The sequence below is a fragment of the Sutterella wadsworthensis genome (genome assembly GCF_003315195.1).
In the GTDB taxonomy this organism is placed as follows: Bacteria; Pseudomonadota; Gammaproteobacteria; order Burkholderiales; family Burkholderiaceae_F; genus Sutterella; species Sutterella wadsworthensis.
In genome coordinates, this window is sequence record NZ_QNRV01000003.1 from 77,154 (window position 1) to 92,090 (window position 14,937).

Consider the following 14,937-nt stretch of genomic DNA (forward strand, 5'->3'; position numbering starts at 1 on the left):
TTGAGCGGTGTTCTGACGAGTCCTGAGAGAGCCTTGAGCGCATCAAGCGAGTCGGATGCGCGGATCCACCCAGGCATAAACGATATCGGTAGCAATCAAGCCGATGATGTAGGCGAAGGTGCCGAGAAAAACCATCGTGCGTACGACGGAAAAGTCCTGTGCCCCCAAAGCGTCGATCGTATAGCTCCCCAGACCGGGAATGCCGAAGAAGCTTTCCATAATGAGGCTTCCCATAAAAAGCATTGGAATCACCGCTACCGACGAGGTGATGATGGGAAGCGCAGCATTTCGGAGCACATGACGCCGCAGTACTGCGCCTTCAGATAACCCCTTGGCGCGTGCCGTACGAACATAGTCGCGGCCGATTTCCTCGAGAAACATCGCTCGATAAAGGAGCGTATCGCTGCCCAAACGCGAAAAGAGCGCAATCAGCACCGGCAGCACCAAGAATGCCGTGCATCCCCAGCCGTCCGCCCATCCTGAAATGGGGAAAAGCCGCATCAGCTTTGAAAAGAGCCACTGGCCCACAATGATGTAAAAGAGCGAGGAAATGGACATCAGAAAGACAGAGAGCCCAATGGCTGCCGCCTCCACCCTCGTTCGGCGAAAAAGCACCACCAAAAGCGACCAGGCCACCATCACGATGAGGCCGAGCAGAAAAGTCGGTACGGCAAGCGCCAGAGAGGGCCACATGCGGGTTGAAATTTCGTAGCCGATATCGCGGCCCGAGTCGCTGCGGCCGAAATCAAAGAAAAGGAGCGGCACGCTTCGCTCAAAGAAAACCGTGTCCGTTATTTTTTGCACACCCTCGGCCGCTGTGTTGATGAAGAGCGGTTTGTCGAGACCGCGCGCCGCTTTCCAAGCCTCAATGGCATCAGCCGTCACGCGGCGGCCGCCCAAATTGAGCCGCGCCATGTCGTCGGGCGTATTGACGGCAAAAAAGAGCACGAACGTGATGAGATTGACGCCAAGCAGAATCAAAATGCCGTAGACCACGCGGCGAAGCAAATAGTTGATCATCAGCGGCTCCTTCCATTCGACTTCAGCGGCCGCAGGCGCCTGGCTTGTCGGCGAGCGAGCACTGCAAGAGCTCCCCAAACGAGGAGTCCGATCCCAAGCGCAAGAACGGCAAGCGGCCAAAGCACAGGACGATTCCATTCCCGAATTTTCGCCAGCCGAAGATCTGCATCAACGTCGTAGTACTGCAGCGCGTTCTGTACCAATCCGGAAGGCTTGGCATTTTCAACCCAGGACTGATAAGCCGCTGCGGCCGGCGGGAAATAGCCAAAGAGAATGGGGGCATCCTGCTGCAGAATCTCAACCATTCGGTCGATGAGCGCAGCCTTCTGCGGCCCGTCTTCTAAGAGCCGCATTTCACGGAAAGCCTGGTCAAATGCCGGATTCTCATAGTTGGCCGCATTCTCTCCCTCATGCGCCACCTTGCCATTGGGACCGTAAAAGAGAAAAAGGAAATTTTCCGCATCCGGATAATCGGCGTTCCATCCCCAGAAGAAGATTTGCGCGGCCCCCTTGCTCATTTTTTCTTGGAAGCGGTTGTAATCGGTGGCACGGATCTCAAGCTGAATACCGAGTTTTTTAAACTGCCGCTGGTACCACTCCAGATAGGCGCTCGACCCCTGCGCGGCATTCTGATAGTCAAAAAAGAGCACTAAAGGCTCACCCGTCTGAGCATTGCGCCCGTCAGGCCACCCGGCTTTGGCAAGCAGCTCTTTGGCCCGTTCAATCGGCTTTCTGATCACCTGCTGATTGTGCTTTTCATACACCACAGGATTAAAAGCTTCCGGACCGTCAGCCCGCCAGCCAAAGAGACCGGGCGGAATCGGTCCATGTGCCGGCATGCCTTGGTTTTTCTGGAAGATGGCAATATTTTCCTCCCAATCGACCGCGATTGAAATCGCCTGGCGCAGCGCGCGATGCCGCTCAGCTTCTTCCGGGGTTGATCCGCCGCCCACAACGGGATCGAGCCAATTAAATCCTAGATACCAAAGTCCAGCCATCACGGTTTTAGGAAACTTCAGTCCGCGACCGCCGTAAAGCGCCGCCTTGTCCGGATCGTCATCCATTGCGACCAAATAGCCGAGCCCCGTATCGACACGATCGATAAACGGACTGTCGTAATACCCCGCCAAAAATTTCGACTGCAGCGGCATGGCTTCTTTTTCCACTTCAAAAACCACGCGGTCAACGAGCGGCAGAGGTTTGCCGCAGTCCTTTAGGAGGCCTTTTTTCTCATCGTCGGGTTCCCCCGTGCAGGGATAAAAACCGTGCTTATAAAGCGGATTCCGTTCGAGCACATGCAGGCGATTTTCGCGGAAGGTCTGCATACGAAAGGCTCCGGTGCCGACAGGCCAGGTATCGAGCGATACGTTGTTGGCTCGCAATCCCGCCTGTGCATAAAAGCGCTCTGCTTCCTGCGGCATCGGCGCGAAAAAGGTCATTGCGAGCCAATAGGCAAATTGGGGGTCTTTACCGTGAATGCGGATTTCCAATGTATGGTCGTCAATGACCTGTACCCCCTCAAGGGGTTCTGCCATCAGATCAAAAAATGTCTCTTCAGAGGCGCCGGCCTCACGCATGGCCCGCCACTTGGCGTCAAGCCGCTTTTTAAAATCGGGAAAACCCACAATGCGTGAACTCATCGTGCCGTAAATCGGGCTCACCACCTGAGGACTTGCAATACGGCGAATGCCGTTGGCGTAGTCTGCAGCCGTGAGCTCTCGTGTGCCCGCTTCAGGCAGATCAAAAGGACTGCGCACGCGGGCTGCCAAGTCCGCATCCAGATGGTGGTAGCGAAAAGCGCCCTTTTCATCTTTGGCAAAGGCCGGATGCGGCGCATAAAAAATGCCTCGGCGGATCTTAAGCACATAGCGGGACTCCGCCACCGCTTCCGGATCGGCATCCGCCGGCAGCTCCTTTCCGCTTTTGTCGAAGTACTTTGGCTCGGCCACCTTTTCAACCGTGCGGGGCTCGAGCTCATAGGGCCGCTTCAGATAGGCGTACTGGTAAGGCGGCTCATAGATGGAATAGGTATAGGCCGTTTCATCACTCGAATATGACCGCTGCGGATCAAGCGTCCGCGGACTTCTGCCGCCAAAAGCTGTAAAAAGCGTCTTTTCGCCGTACTCAGCAAGCGGCCGCGGATTGTTGGTAACATCCGGAAGCGTAAAAAGCAACGCCGCAAACACGAGCACTGCGGCAGCAGCCGCCCAAACGGCACGTCGACTGAAAAGACTGTGCGCAGGATCGGTCTTAGCCGTCAACGCGGACGCATAATCGCTTATCGATCTCCGGCCTTGGGTCAATTTGTGTTCTCCTATCCATCTGAAACAGACTTTCGCAGACCTGCTTCAGTACAGCAATCTTTTGCGATTTTTTGCCGTCGACGCTCCTACAGGTCAACAGCTGCTGAAGAGCACCTATACTACGGGATCACTCGAACGACGGCGGGATAAATGCACTGTGGAACACGATTTGAAGCGCTTCCGCTGATGCTGCTCGTATGGTCTTCGAATCCAAATTTTCCGCTCCAGCAGTCCGAATGCCCGCAAATGCCTTCTGCCAGACTGGAGCCTTCGAAACGCATTTCTCCTCATGCCAGAATTCACAGCCGAATTCCCTGTTGAGGTTTACTGGGAAGACACCGATGCCGGCGGCATCGTCTATCACAGCAACTACCTCAAATTCATGGAGCGCGCCCGCTCGAACCTCCTCAAGGAGCTCAAAGTCGCGCAGGCGAATTCGCTCACCGATCCCGACGGCGTCCTTTTTGTTGCCGTAAGCGTGGCCATCCGCTACCGTCGAGCCGCCAAGCTCGAAGACCACCTGACCGTGCGCACGCGCATCAAGACACTGCGGCGCGCCTCGATCGTCTTTGAGCAAAATGTTTATCGAGGCAGCGAACTCATTACTGAAGGCGAAGTGCGCGTCGGCGCTGTGAGCCGCCGCACGATGGCGCCGGCTGCAATGCCGGAGTCGCTCTACGAAAAAATCCGCGCGCTGCTCGACCTTGCCGAATAAATTCCAGTTCATTCAATCCGACAAAGCTTTCCATTATGAACACCACTGCCGATCTTTCGATCCTCACGCTCATCGCCAACGCGAGTCTGGTCGTGAAGGCCGTTCTCGCTATTCTGATCGTGCTTTCGCTTGCCAGCTGGACGGTCATCTTCCAGAAATTCTTCGTCGTGCGCCGCGCCATGCGTCAAACTGACGATTTCGAGTCGCGTTTTTGGAGCGGCACGGAACTCACGAAACTGCTCGACACGGCCAACCGCTCCCGCGACACTTCCGGCATGGAAGAGCGCATCTTTGCCGCCGGCATGAACGAATTCATGAAACAGCGTCAAACGGCCGGAGCTGCCGATACGGTCAACAGCGTCTCCCGCGCTATGCGGGCAGTCTTTACCCGTGAGATGGACCGGCTTGAAAACGGTCTGCCGATGCTTGCCTCCATCGGTTCCACTTCACCCTACATCGGTCTTTTCGGCACGGTTTGGGGCATCATGAACGCTTTCACGGGGCTCTCGAGCCTTGAAAACGCAAGTCTCGCCGTTGTTGCGCCGGGCATTGCCGAGGCGCTGGTAGCCACTGCCATCGGCCTCTTTGCCGCCATTCCTGCAGTCGCCGCTTACAACTACTACAACAACCGCGTTGGCCGTCTCTCCAACCGCGTTGACGGCTTCAGCGAAGAATTCCTCAACATTCTCGAGCGCCAATCGCGCTGATTCCGGAGGAACTCTCAATGGCTCTCAGCAGCAAAAGCCGCCGCCGCGGCCTGATGGCCGAGATCAACGTCGTTCCCTACATCGACGTGATGCTCGTGCTCGTCGTCATCCTGATGGTTGCCGCCCCCTTTGTGAATCCGAGCGTCGTCAACCTGCCATCCGTCAACAAAGCGTCGAAAGCACCTGAAAAAGTGGTCGAAGTCGTCGTTTATCCCGACGGCCGTCTGTCGCTTCGCGCAGGCAAGGAAATGCAGCCGACTGACATGCCTGGACTGGTTGCCGCCGTTCGTTCTGCGCAGGCCGGGGATGTAAAAGTTCCAGTGGTGATTGCCGCCGATAAAGATGTGCGGTACGAAGATGTCGTGAACGTCATGAAACTTTTGCAGAGCGCAGAAGTTGAGCGCGTCGGACTTTCGCTCAAGGTTGAGCGCCCTACGGCCGCCCGCTGATGCCCATTGAAGGATCTTTTCTATGAGCATCAAGCCACCCATCAGCGGTTTTAATCGAGAGCATCAGGCGGATCGCCGGGACATGTTTCCCGCCGCACTCCTTTCGGTTGCCGTGCACGGCGCGCTCTTTGTGGGTCTCTTTACTGCGTTCCAATGGAATACGTCCGAGGAGGCCGTTTATGCGGAACTTTGGGCGCCGGAAGAAATTTCCGGCGGCAACGATCCGTCCGGCGTCGCTGAAAAGCTTCCGGAAGTTAAGAGCAAAGACACCGAAGAGCAGCAGGAGCAGAAAGCGGCTGCTCCAGAACCCAACCCGCCCGCAGAGCCTCCGCCCGCGGCCCAGCCCGAACCCGCCCAGCCCACTCCTGAAGACATCGCTCGCGAGAAAGCCCAAGAAGCTCAGCGCATTGAAGAGGAGCAGATCGCCCGTGCAGCTCAGGAGGAACTTGAAGCTCGCCGCCAAGAAGCCGAACGTATTGCGCAGGAGCGCGCCCGCGCCGAAGAGATTGAGCGCATGCGTCAAGAAGCTATCGAGGCCGAGCAGCGCCGTCTAGCCGAAGAGGCTCGCCGGGAAGAAGAAGAGCGCATCGCTCAGGAACGTCTTGCCGAGCAGGCAAAACGAGCGGAAGAGGAACGTCAGGCCGAAGAAGCCCGTCGTCAGGAAGCCGCGCGTCTGGCCGAAGAAGCACGTAAAGCTGAGGAAGCCAAAAAGGCCGAAGAAGAGCGCCTTGCCGCTGAAGCCGAAGCGAAGCGAATCGCTGAAGAGTTAAAGCGCGAAGAAGCCGAACGCCAAGCACAGGAAGCCGCTCAAAAGGCTGCGGCGGAACGTCAGGCTCGAGAAGCCGAACAAGCCAAACGCCGCATTGCTCAGCAAGCGCGTGAACGCGAACTCGCTCGTCTTGCAGCCAAGATTGACCCGAATGCGCAGCGCTCGGGCACCACTCGAGGTGATCAGCGCAACTTCCGCCGAAGCCTCACCGGCTCCGCACTGGCCACCTGGTCCAACAGAGTGCGTGCCTGCATCCGCCCGAACATCTTGTTCGACGTTCCGGTCAATACGCCTCGCGGACGTTATGTCGCGGAATATCAAGTGCGCCTGCAATCCGACGGCAAACAAATCGGCTCGCCCGAACTCAAAAAGAGCTCTGGGCTCTCCGCTTACGATACCAATGTCCTGCGTGCCATTCGCTTGTGTAATCCGTTCCCACAGCCCACTGGCGGCGAAGCTATTCCAAGCGTGCTGACCATTACGTTCGATCCGGTGGACGATACTGCCGGCAAGTGACGGCGGCCCGTTTGCTGCGCCTAAAATAAATCGGCCTGCAGAATCCAAATCTGCAGGCCGATTTATTGGCTGCTGGCTCAGTATGCGCCGATCTCATCGGCGCATCATCCCTGCGTTTTAGTCGCGCTTGATACGGCCGACAATGTAGGCTGCCGCATCGGCAACCGGGACCATCGTCTTTTCGGCCAAATTCGTACGCTCAGCGTATTCGATTTCGCCGTTCTTCAGACCGCGGTCACCGATCACCACGCGGTGCGGCACGCCGATGAGCTCCCATTCCGCAAACATTACGCCCGGACGCATGTCACGGTCATCGAGAATCACGTCAACACCGCGCGCCTTCAGGTCTTCGTAAAGCGCATCAGCCGCCTTGCGGACATCTTCACTCTTGGCGTAGTTCATCGGACAGATGACCACTTCAAACGGCGCGATGGCGTCGGGCCACTGGATGCCTTTGTCGTCATGGCGCTGCTCGATCGCCGCCCCCGCCACGCGGGTAACGCCGATGCCGTAGCAGCCCATCTGCATGGGCTTCGGCTGGCCGTTTTCATCGAGGAAAGTGGCGTGCATCGGTTCGCTGTAGCGCGTGCCGAGGAAGAACACATGACCGACTTCAATGCCGCGCTGCAGACGCAGAACGCCCTTGCCGTCGGGAGACTTGTCGCCTTCGACCACATTGCGCAGATCCATGACGACAGGCTCGGGCAGATCTCGCCCAAAGTTGACGCCCGAATAGTGGAACCCTTCTTCGTTCGCACCGCAGCAGAAATCAGACATGTCGGCAGCCGTCTTATCGGCATAAACAGCGATATCGCTCTTCACGCCGACCGGCCCAAGGTAACCCGGCTTGGAGCCAAATGCGGCAAGAATTTCCGCATCAGTGGCAAACCGGAAGCCGTCCTTAAGCTCCGGAATATGGCCAGCCTTCACTTCGTTGAGTTCGTGGTCAGCACGAAGCAGCACAAGCACAATCTTCGCCGGAATCGATTCGCCCTTTTCATTGGTACGGTCCGCAGCAAGCACGACGCTCTTGACGCAGCTGAGGAACGGCAGGCCCAGATATTCCGCCACGAGCTCGCATTTTTCCTTGCCCGGCGTAGCGCGCTTTTCCAAAGCGGCAGTCGGCGCTTTGCGGCCGTCAAGGACGGATGATGCGTCGGCAAGTTCAATGTTGGCGGCGTAGTCCGAATCCGGGCAGTAGGCAATGACGTCCTCACCGGCATTGGCGATCACCTGGAATTCATGCGAACGCGAGCCGCCGATGGAGCCCGTATCGGCGCGAACAGCACGGAAACCGAGACCAATACGGGTAAAGATGCGCTGATAGGCCGCATACATCTTGTCGTAAGAAAGGCCAGCACCGGCTTCATCACGGTCAAACGAATAGGCGTCCTTCATCGTGAATTCACGACCGCGCATCACCCCGAAACGCGGACGGCGCTCGTCGCGGAATTTCGTCTGAATGTGGAAGAAATTCACCGGCAGCTGACGCCAGCTCTTGATTTCCTGACGGGCGACATCGGTGATGACCTCTTCGGACGTCGGCTGCAGCACGAAGTCGCGCATATGACGATCTTTGATGCGCAGGAGTTCGGGACCGTACTTCTCCCAGCGTCCGGTTTCCTGCCAGAGTTCTGCAGGCTGCACCATCGGCATCAGCAATTCAATCGATCCGGCACGAACCATTTCGTCGCGGATAATGTTTTCAATTTTGCGGATGACGCGAAGGCCAAGCGGCATGTAGGTATATACGCCGGCGGCAAGCTTCTTGATCATGCCGGAGCGAATCATGTACTGCTGGCTGATGACGTCGGCATCGGCCGGCGCTTCTTTGAGAGTCGAAATGAAAAAGGAACGGGCTCGCATATCAAATGGAGGCACCCGCCGCGGCGTCTTCCGCCAGGGTGCTTAAAAAAAAGGAATGCCGCTCCGGAATTTCAAAACGCGGGGAGCGGCTGAGGATCAACGCGTTATTGTACTTTTTCGCACCTTCAGAGGACGACCAAGTTGTCGCGATGGATCATTTCGGGCGCATCCATGCTGCCCAAAATCTGCATAACCTCATCGGTATGGGCACGGCAGATGCGGCGGGCTTCAGTGCTTGAGTACCCCACCAGACCGCGAGCAATCTCGCAGCCGGCTTCGTCAACGCACACCACCATTTCTCCGCGCTTGAATTCGCCCTCCACGGCTTTCACGCCGACCGGAAGGAGTGACGTGTGATCTCGCTTAAGCGCTCTGACAGCACCCGAATCCAGAACGAGTCTGCCAGCCGCCCGCAGATGGTCGGCAATCCACTGCTTCTTGGCATGGAGCACTGAAGAAGCGGGGCTCAGGTGCGTGCCGATCGCTTCGCCCTGGGCGAGCCGTACGAGCACGTTTTCTTCTCGGCCGGAAGCAATGATGGTGCCGGCGCCCGAACGTGCTGCGCGTTTGGCGGCCAGAATCTTCGTGATCATGCCGCCCTTGGAGAGCGTGCTTGCTGCGCCCCCAGCCATCTTTTCCAAAGCCGGATCACCGGCTTGAGCAAATTGGACGAACTCCGCATCCGGATTGGATCGGGGATCCGCCGTGAAAAGACCTCGCTGATCCGTCAGAATCACGAGCACATCAGCTTCCACAAGGTTCGTCACCAAAGCGCCCAGCGTATCGTTGTCGCCCACTTTGATTTCTTCGGTCACCACGGTGTCATTCTCATTGATAACGGGAACGATGCCGAGTCCCAGCAGTTCAATGAGCGTCATGCGGGCATTCAAATACTGCTCTCGGTCCGCCAGATTGGCGTGGGTAAGGAGCACCTGAGCGGTCTTGATGCCGTGACAGCCGAAATGTTCTTCATAGGCCTGCGCAAGCCCCATCTGTCCCACCGCGGCGGCAGCCTGAAGCTCACAGACGCGAGTCGGTCGAGTTTCCCAGCCGATACGAAGCACGCCCTCGGCAATAGCGCCAGAGCTCACCAGGAGCACTTCGCGGCCCATCGCGCGGAGCGCGGCAATTTGACCGGCCCAGCGCTCGATCGCACGAACATCAAGACCGCGTCCGTCATTGGTAACCAATGCGCTCCCAACCTTGACAACAATGCGACGCGCCTCTTTAAGAAGCGATTCCTGACCGACCATGGCGTCTTCTCCTATGGAAATTGCACGACAGGAAAGCCGCTCACACGGGATTCGAAGCGGCTTTCGGGCTTAAAACTGATGTTTCAAATCAATGCGCTGCCGGATCGTACGGTTCGGCGTTCTCCCGCTCTTCATCAAAACGCTCATCGTCGAGAAACGCGCGTTCGGCGCGGCGATCTTCGTCGATCTTCTGAGCAAGCGCATTGAGGAGTGTGGTCAAACCTTCACGTGTTGCAGCTGACACCGCAAACACCGGTTCGCCTTCACGGGCGAAGGCCGAGCGGAACTTCTCAACCAATGCGTCGCGCTCTTCCTCGGGCACGAGATCCATCTTGTTGAGCACTACCCAGCGAGGCTTGGCGGCAAGTTCCGGATCGTACTTTTCGAGTTCAGCCACGAGTGCATGCGCCTGTTCGAAGGGATCGACCGTATCGTCCAAAGGCGCGGCATCGATGACGTGCAGCAGCACTTTCGTGCGGGAAAGGTGGCGCAGGAACAAATGTCCGAGACCGGCACCCTCCGCAGCGCCTTCGATCAGCCCGGGAACGTCGGCCAATACAAAGCTCTGCTCGGGCCCCACACGAACGACGCCCAGATGGGGGTGCAGCGTGGTAAAGGGATAGTCGGCGATCTTAGGCCGAGCATTGGAGACCGCTGTAATGAGCGTGGACTTGCCGGCATTAGGCATACCGAGGAGGCCTACATCCGCGAGCACCTTCAGCTCCAGTTCGAGCGAACGGTACTGACCCGGTTCTCCCGGCGTAAATTGACGCGGCGCACGATTCACCGAACTCTTGAAGTGAAGATTGCCGAGTCCACCTTTGCCGCCTGCGGCGAGGAGCTGACGTGCGCCATGCACGTTAAGGTCGGCCACAATCTCACCCGTATCGGTATCGCGGATGATGGTACCCACCGGCATGCGCAGGACAACGTCCTTGCCGCCCGCACCGTAGCAGTCCGCCCCTCGGCCGTTTTCACCGTTAGGCGCAAAAAACTTACGAGTGTACTGATAATCCACCAGCGTATTGATGTTGCGGTCGGCTTCAGCCCAGACCGAGCCGCCGCGGCCGCCGTCGCCGCCGTCAGGACCGCCCTTCGGAATGAACTTCTCGCGGCGGAAGCTAGCGGCACCATTGCCGCCTTTGCCGCCCTGAACTTCGATATTGGCTTCGTCGACGAATTTCACGTTGAACCTCGAAAAAAGTCGGGGTAAAAAATCAAACAAACAGAATAACAAAAGCCCAGCCGGGAGATCCGCGCTGGGCTTTGTTTTAACCGGACCGGAAGCTTCCCTTGGCGGGAAGCCTCTGGTGCTGCCGGCCTCGCTGATCTCTAATTTAGGATCAGAGAGCGGTCGGTTCGACGTGAACGTAGTGGCGGCCGAAGGCGCCCTTCACTTCGAACTTGACGGTGCCGTCAACGAGGGCGTAGAGCGTGTAGTCCTTGCCCGTGCCGACGTTGTTGCCGGCGTGGAACTGCGTGCCGCGCTGACGAACGATGATGCTGCCAGCGTTGATGGCTGCATTGCCGAAAACCTTCACGCCAAGACGCTTCGCCTTGGAGTCACGACCGTTGCGGGTGGAGCCGCCGCCTTTCTTGTGTGCCATTTTCTATGCTCTGCTGAAAAACTGGGTTGAAGGATAAATCAAGCGTTGATCGCGTCGATACGCACTTCGGCGAAGTGCTGGCGATGGCCGCCGGACTTCATGGAGTGCTTACGACGACGGAACTTGAAGATGCGGACCTTGTCGTGGCGGCCGAGCGCAACGATGGTGCCCGTCACGGTAGCGCCCTCAACGAGGGGAGCGCCGACCTTGAGGCCTTCTTCGCCGGAGACAGCGAGAACTTCGCTGAAAGTAACCTGAGAGCCGGCGTCCTGGCCGAGGAGCTCGACCTTGAGCGTGTCGCCGACGTTGACGCGGTACTGCTTACCGCCCGTCTTGATGATCGCGTACATGTAATAAAACCTCGCCGTCCCGCTTCAGTCTGCTTGCAGCAAACCTGCGCGAAACCTTTTTGTACTCGACGAACCTCGAACGCCCGGAGAATTCCGAATGCCGCCCGATAAGTGCGTCCATTGCGTGGAAAGGTGCGCATTATTTCATTGCGGAAACTTCTTCGTCAAGCGAAAAGCTTGGATTTCTTGCGAAACTCAGGCAAACACACTCAGCATTGCGCACTTGCCGCGCGGTCTGCTGCCGCAGGCTCGATATACTTTGCTCACAATTCTTTTTGCCCGCGGATGTCATGCATCCCGCAGTTCGCATTTTTCTTCCTGAGGCTATATGACCCAGACCGCATCCTCAACCGACCCCAAGGTGCTTGTCCAGCGCCTGCTCGCCCCTATTGCGGACGACATGAAGGCGGTTGACGACTATATCCGCGCTGAGCTTGCAAGCGACGTGAGCCGCATGCATGAAATCAGCGAATACATCACCAGCGCCGGCGGAAAGCGCATGCGTCCTGCGCTCCTTATTCTCATCAGCCGAGCGCTGGGGTATAAGGGCGACCTCTGCTGCTATCTTGGCGCAACCATTGAGCTCCTGCATACCGCCACACTGATGCATGACGATGTGGTTGATGAAAGCAATCTTCGCCGAGGCCGCCCTACTGCCAATGCCCGATGGGGCAACGGCGCAGCCGTTCTTGTCGGCGACTTCCTCTATACCCGCTCCTTCCAAATGATGGTGCGGGCGGGCAATCTTCGCGTCATGCAGGCGCTCGCCGATGCCGCCAACCGCCTCTCCGAGGGTGAGGTTGTGCAGATGGTCAATGCTCATGATCCGTCGGTTGACGAAACACGATACTTCCGAGTGATTGAACGCAAGACGGCCTGTCTCTTTGAGGCCGGCGCCCGAATGGCTGCTGCCATTGCCGAGTGCAGCAAAGAGCAGGAAGAAGCCGTTGCGCAATATGCTCTGGCGCTCGGCAACGCTTTCCAGATTGCCGATGACATCCTCGACTACACGGGCGTTGCCGCCGATATTGGCAAGAACCTCGGCGCAGATCTTCGCGAAGGGAAAATGACGCTCCCGCTCATCTATACGCGTGAACTCACAACGCCCGAAGGCCGAGCTCTCATCGACGAGGCCGTTCGGAAAGGCGATGGCCCCTTTGACAAAATTACAAAGCTTGTAGTAGACTGCGGGGCTCTTGACCGATGCAGTCTTCGAGCGGAAGCCGAGTTAGAGAGAGGCCGTCAGGCTCTTGCAAAACTTCCCCCTTCCATTTTCAACGAAAGTCTGCTAGAATTACTGTCCTTCACTGTTAGACGTGATCGATAACGTCAAATCGGTAAAGACCTCGGGGTGTAGCTCAGCCTGGTAGAGTACTACGTTCGGGACGTAGGAGTCGGAGGTTCGAATCCTCTCACCCCGACCAGGATTTTGAAAGGCGCTGTTCCATCAAGGACGGCGCCTTTTTCTTTATCCTTTCGGCCAACAGGCAATCAAACCTTAGAGATGCAAATGTGCTGGATTTTGGGCTTAACGGGCGGAGCTGGCTCCGGAAAGAGCACCGCTGCAGACATCTTTCGTGAACTAGGGCTCCCCATCATTGATGCGGACCGCATTTCGCGTGCTGTAACTGCCGCCGGGGGCGCTGCTGGGCCCGCCATACGCCAAGCCTTCGGCCCAGAGATGATTGAAATCTCCGGCGCCATGAACAGGGCCCGCATGCGTGAACTCGTCTTTCGAGACCCTGAAGCCCGCAAAAAACTCGAGGCCATTGTCCATAGCGCCATGAAGCAGGTGCTCGATGATGAGTTTGCTTGCGCCAAACGCTCCGGCGCCCCATTCGCGGTTTATGACTGCCCGCTTTTAATCGAAAGTCCTCAAGCACGAGCCCGCGTTGACCGCATCTTGGTCATTGATGTGCCTGAATACCTGCAAGTTGAGCGTCTTGGAACCCGCTCCGGACTAGCGCCGGATGCAGCGCTTCGCCTCATTCGTGCGCAGACTTCCCGCCGCAATCGTCTGCAAGCGGCGGACGATGTGCTTGTCAATGCCGGAACACGCGAGGATTTCGCCCGCCGTGTCCGTCATTACGCCTTGCGTCTCTTGGAAGCCGCTGAGAAACACCATCTCTGAAACCTCTTGTCGCTTTTACCTCTTTTCGTAAAGAACTGCGTCGGATAAGATCAGAAGGTGTGCGCAGTCTTTCGAGGCTGCGTCTTTTCAGGAACGTCTAATTCGCCAACTCGAGCATGCCTGACACTGGACTGATTCTCTATGAGTTCCCCTGCAGCGAGAAGATTCGCTTTTACCTGCGGCTGGAAGCGCTCAAGCAGCGTCTGGACTGGTTCCTGGCGCTCGATGGCAAAGCTGCTCACCAAGCGGCAATCAACGCACTTTTCGATCTTTCGGACGTTGCCGCCCGATCGGACCTGAAAAACGAACTCCTTAAAGCGCTCTTGCAGCAGCGCCGCGATATTGAAGCGCTTCCCGCCAATGCAACGGTAGATGGTCAGCCGGCTAAAACGGTACTGGCCCTTGTATCTGAAGCCGCTAATTCCGTCTCGGCAGCGGTGGGCCGCACCAGCCAAATCCTGCGTGACAACGAGTGGCTGCAGCTCATTCGAAACCGCCAGCGCCTGCCCGGCGGCACCTGTGAATTTGACCTTCCTCAGCTTCACTATTGGCTCTCTCAGCCGGCTGAAATTCGTCGCCAAGAACTCCTGTCACTCGCGCAGACCCTTTTGCCGATTACCAACGCGGCTCAGCTCATTCTCGGCCATCTGCGGGCGCAGACCATCATTTCTGATGCCGTGGCCGAGCACGGGACAATGCAGATTCCCACGTCAGGCAGTCCCTATCAACTCGCACGCATCTGGATGCCTCAGGAAAGTCAATGCATTCCTGACATGAGTGCAAACCGTCATACGCTCTGGCTGCGTTTTTCAACGCCTGACGCCAAACACCGCCTCCATGCGGTGCATGAAACGCTATCCTTCCGTCTTGGGCTCTGTATTTAAGAGCAGCTTCACACCGCCCCCATCTCTATATTCGGCCGGCCGGCACTTTGCCGTCGCCGGCATTAACGCATCATGAAAGTTCCCTGTCCGGTCTGCCACACGCTTACTGAATATTCCTCAGCCAATCCCTGGCGGCCGTTTTGCAGCGAGCGCTGCAAAATGATTGACCTCGGCGAATGGGCTAATGACGGCTACCGAATTGAGGGGGAACCGGGTTCTGCTGATCGCATGAGCCCAGAAGAACTCGACGACGCCGCCGATCGTGCGCGCGAACTCGAGGAGCGTCAGCGCTCCGCCAAAACCAACGGCGCCCGCAGGCGCCGTTGAGATACGCAATATGCTGGATCCGCATGCAAAGCGGTTCGAG

The 14,937-nt window shown here is 57.4% G+C and carries 15 protein-coding genes and 1 tRNA gene; 9 read left to right on the forward strand and 7 right to left on the reverse strand.

Going from position 1 to position 14,937, the window contains the following annotated elements:
* Positions 1-42 precede the first annotated feature (42 nt).
* Together DES29_RS02560 and DES29_RS02565 are read right to left on the reverse strand one after the other, a co-directional pair.
* Positions 43-1,020: an ABC transporter permease gene (locus DES29_RS02560; RefSeq protein WP_005430935.1), complete on the reverse strand. Its 978-nt coding sequence runs from the start codon at positions 1,018-1,020 to the stop codon at positions 43-45.
* On the reverse strand, positions 1,020-3,281 hold the full coding sequence (locus tag DES29_RS02565; protein WP_005430937.1) for an ABC transporter substrate-binding protein: 2,262 nt from the start codon (positions 3,279-3,281) through the stop codon (positions 1,020-1,022). Before DES29_RS02565 ends, DES29_RS02560 begins: the two co-directional genes overlap by 1 nt.
* A 331-nt stretch (positions 3,282-3,612) precedes the next feature.
* Here DES29_RS02565 and ybgC point away from each other — a divergent pair, with 331 nt between their 5' ends.
* Genes ybgC through tolA form a run of 4 tightly spaced genes read left to right on the forward strand, consistent with a single transcriptional unit; the run spans position 3,613 to position 6,479 of the window.
* Positions 3,613-4,038 carry a tol-pal system-associated acyl-CoA thioesterase gene (ybgC, locus tag DES29_RS02570; protein ID WP_021994847.1) on the forward strand — a complete coding sequence of 142 codons (426 nt, stop codon included), beginning with the start codon at positions 3,613-3,615 and terminating at the stop codon, positions 4,036-4,038.
* Between the two features lie 35 nt (positions 4,039-4,073).
* Positions 4,074-4,745 (forward strand): protein TolQ, encoded by a 672-nt coding sequence (gene tolQ / locus DES29_RS02575; RefSeq protein WP_005430939.1) that lies wholly within the window; start codon positions 4,074-4,076, stop codon positions 4,743-4,745.
* Between the two features lie 17 nt (positions 4,746-4,762).
* Complete coding sequence (locus tag DES29_RS02580) at positions 4,763-5,194, forward strand: biopolymer transporter ExbD (protein ID WP_021994846.1); 432 nt, start codon at positions 4,763-4,765, stop codon at positions 5,192-5,194.
* A 22-nt stretch (positions 5,195-5,216) separates the two neighbouring features.
* The gene (gene tolA / locus DES29_RS02585; RefSeq protein ID WP_021994845.1) at positions 5,217-6,479 is read left to right on the forward strand and encodes a cell envelope integrity protein TolA; all 1,263 of its coding nucleotides are present in this window, start codon (positions 5,217-5,219) and stop codon (positions 6,477-6,479) included.
* A gap of 117 nt (positions 6,480-6,596) precedes the next feature.
* Here the strand turns inward: tolA and DES29_RS02590 are convergent, their stop codons facing one another.
* The 5 genes from DES29_RS02590 to rplU all read right to left on the reverse strand — a co-directional run bounded on the left by DES29_RS02590 (position 6,597) and on the right by rplU (position 11,555).
* On the reverse strand, positions 6,597-8,345 hold the full coding sequence (locus DES29_RS02590; RefSeq protein ID WP_113854404.1) for a proline--tRNA ligase: 1,749 nt from the start codon (positions 8,343-8,345) through the stop codon (positions 6,597-6,599).
* A gap of 125 nt (positions 8,346-8,470) precedes the next feature.
* Complete coding sequence (gene proB / locus DES29_RS02595) at positions 8,471-9,598, reverse strand: glutamate 5-kinase (protein WP_021994842.1); 1,128 nt, start codon at positions 9,596-9,598, stop codon at positions 8,471-8,473.
* A gap of 88 nt (positions 9,599-9,686) precedes the next feature.
* Positions 9,687-10,784: an Obg family GTPase CgtA gene (cgtA, locus tag DES29_RS02600; RefSeq protein ID WP_021994841.1), complete on the reverse strand. Its 1,098-nt coding sequence runs from the start codon at positions 10,782-10,784 to the stop codon at positions 9,687-9,689.
* 157 nt (positions 10,785-10,941) lie between these two features.
* On the reverse strand, positions 10,942-11,205 hold the full coding sequence (gene rpmA, locus DES29_RS02605; protein ID WP_005430945.1) for a 50S ribosomal protein L27: 264 nt from the start codon (positions 11,203-11,205) through the stop codon (positions 10,942-10,944).
* Between the two features lie 38 nt (positions 11,206-11,243).
* Entirely contained in the window at positions 11,244-11,555 is a 312-nt protein-coding gene (gene rplU, locus DES29_RS02610) for a 50S ribosomal protein L21 (RefSeq protein WP_005430946.1), read from the reverse strand.
* Between the two features lie 328 nt (positions 11,556-11,883).
* Between rplU and DES29_RS02620 the strand changes: the two genes are divergently transcribed.
* The 5 genes from DES29_RS02620 to DES29_RS02640 all read left to right on the forward strand — a co-directional run bounded on the left by DES29_RS02620 (position 11,884) and on the right by DES29_RS02640 (position 14,897).
* Positions 11,884-12,882 (forward strand): polyprenyl synthetase family protein, encoded by a 999-nt coding sequence (locus DES29_RS02620; protein WP_005430947.1) that lies wholly within the window; start codon positions 11,884-11,886, stop codon positions 12,880-12,882.
* 20 nt (positions 12,883-12,902) lie between these two features.
* Positions 12,903-12,979: transfer RNA gene (locus DES29_RS02625), tRNA-Pro, on the forward strand.
* A gap of 86 nt (positions 12,980-13,065) precedes the next feature.
* Positions 13,066-13,686, forward strand: a complete 621-nt coding sequence (gene coaE, locus DES29_RS02630; RefSeq protein WP_016473565.1) for a dephospho-CoA kinase — start codon at positions 13,066-13,068, stop codon at positions 13,684-13,686.
* Positions 13,687-13,802: 116 nt separating this feature from the next.
* Entirely contained in the window at positions 13,803-14,570 is a 768-nt protein-coding gene (gene zapD / locus DES29_RS02635; protein WP_021994840.1) for a cell division protein ZapD, read from the forward strand.
* 72 nt (positions 14,571-14,642) lie between these two features.
* Complete coding sequence (locus DES29_RS02640) at positions 14,643-14,897, forward strand: DNA gyrase inhibitor YacG (protein ID WP_021994839.1); 255 nt, start codon at positions 14,643-14,645, stop codon at positions 14,895-14,897.
* Positions 14,898-14,937 lie beyond the last annotated feature (40 nt).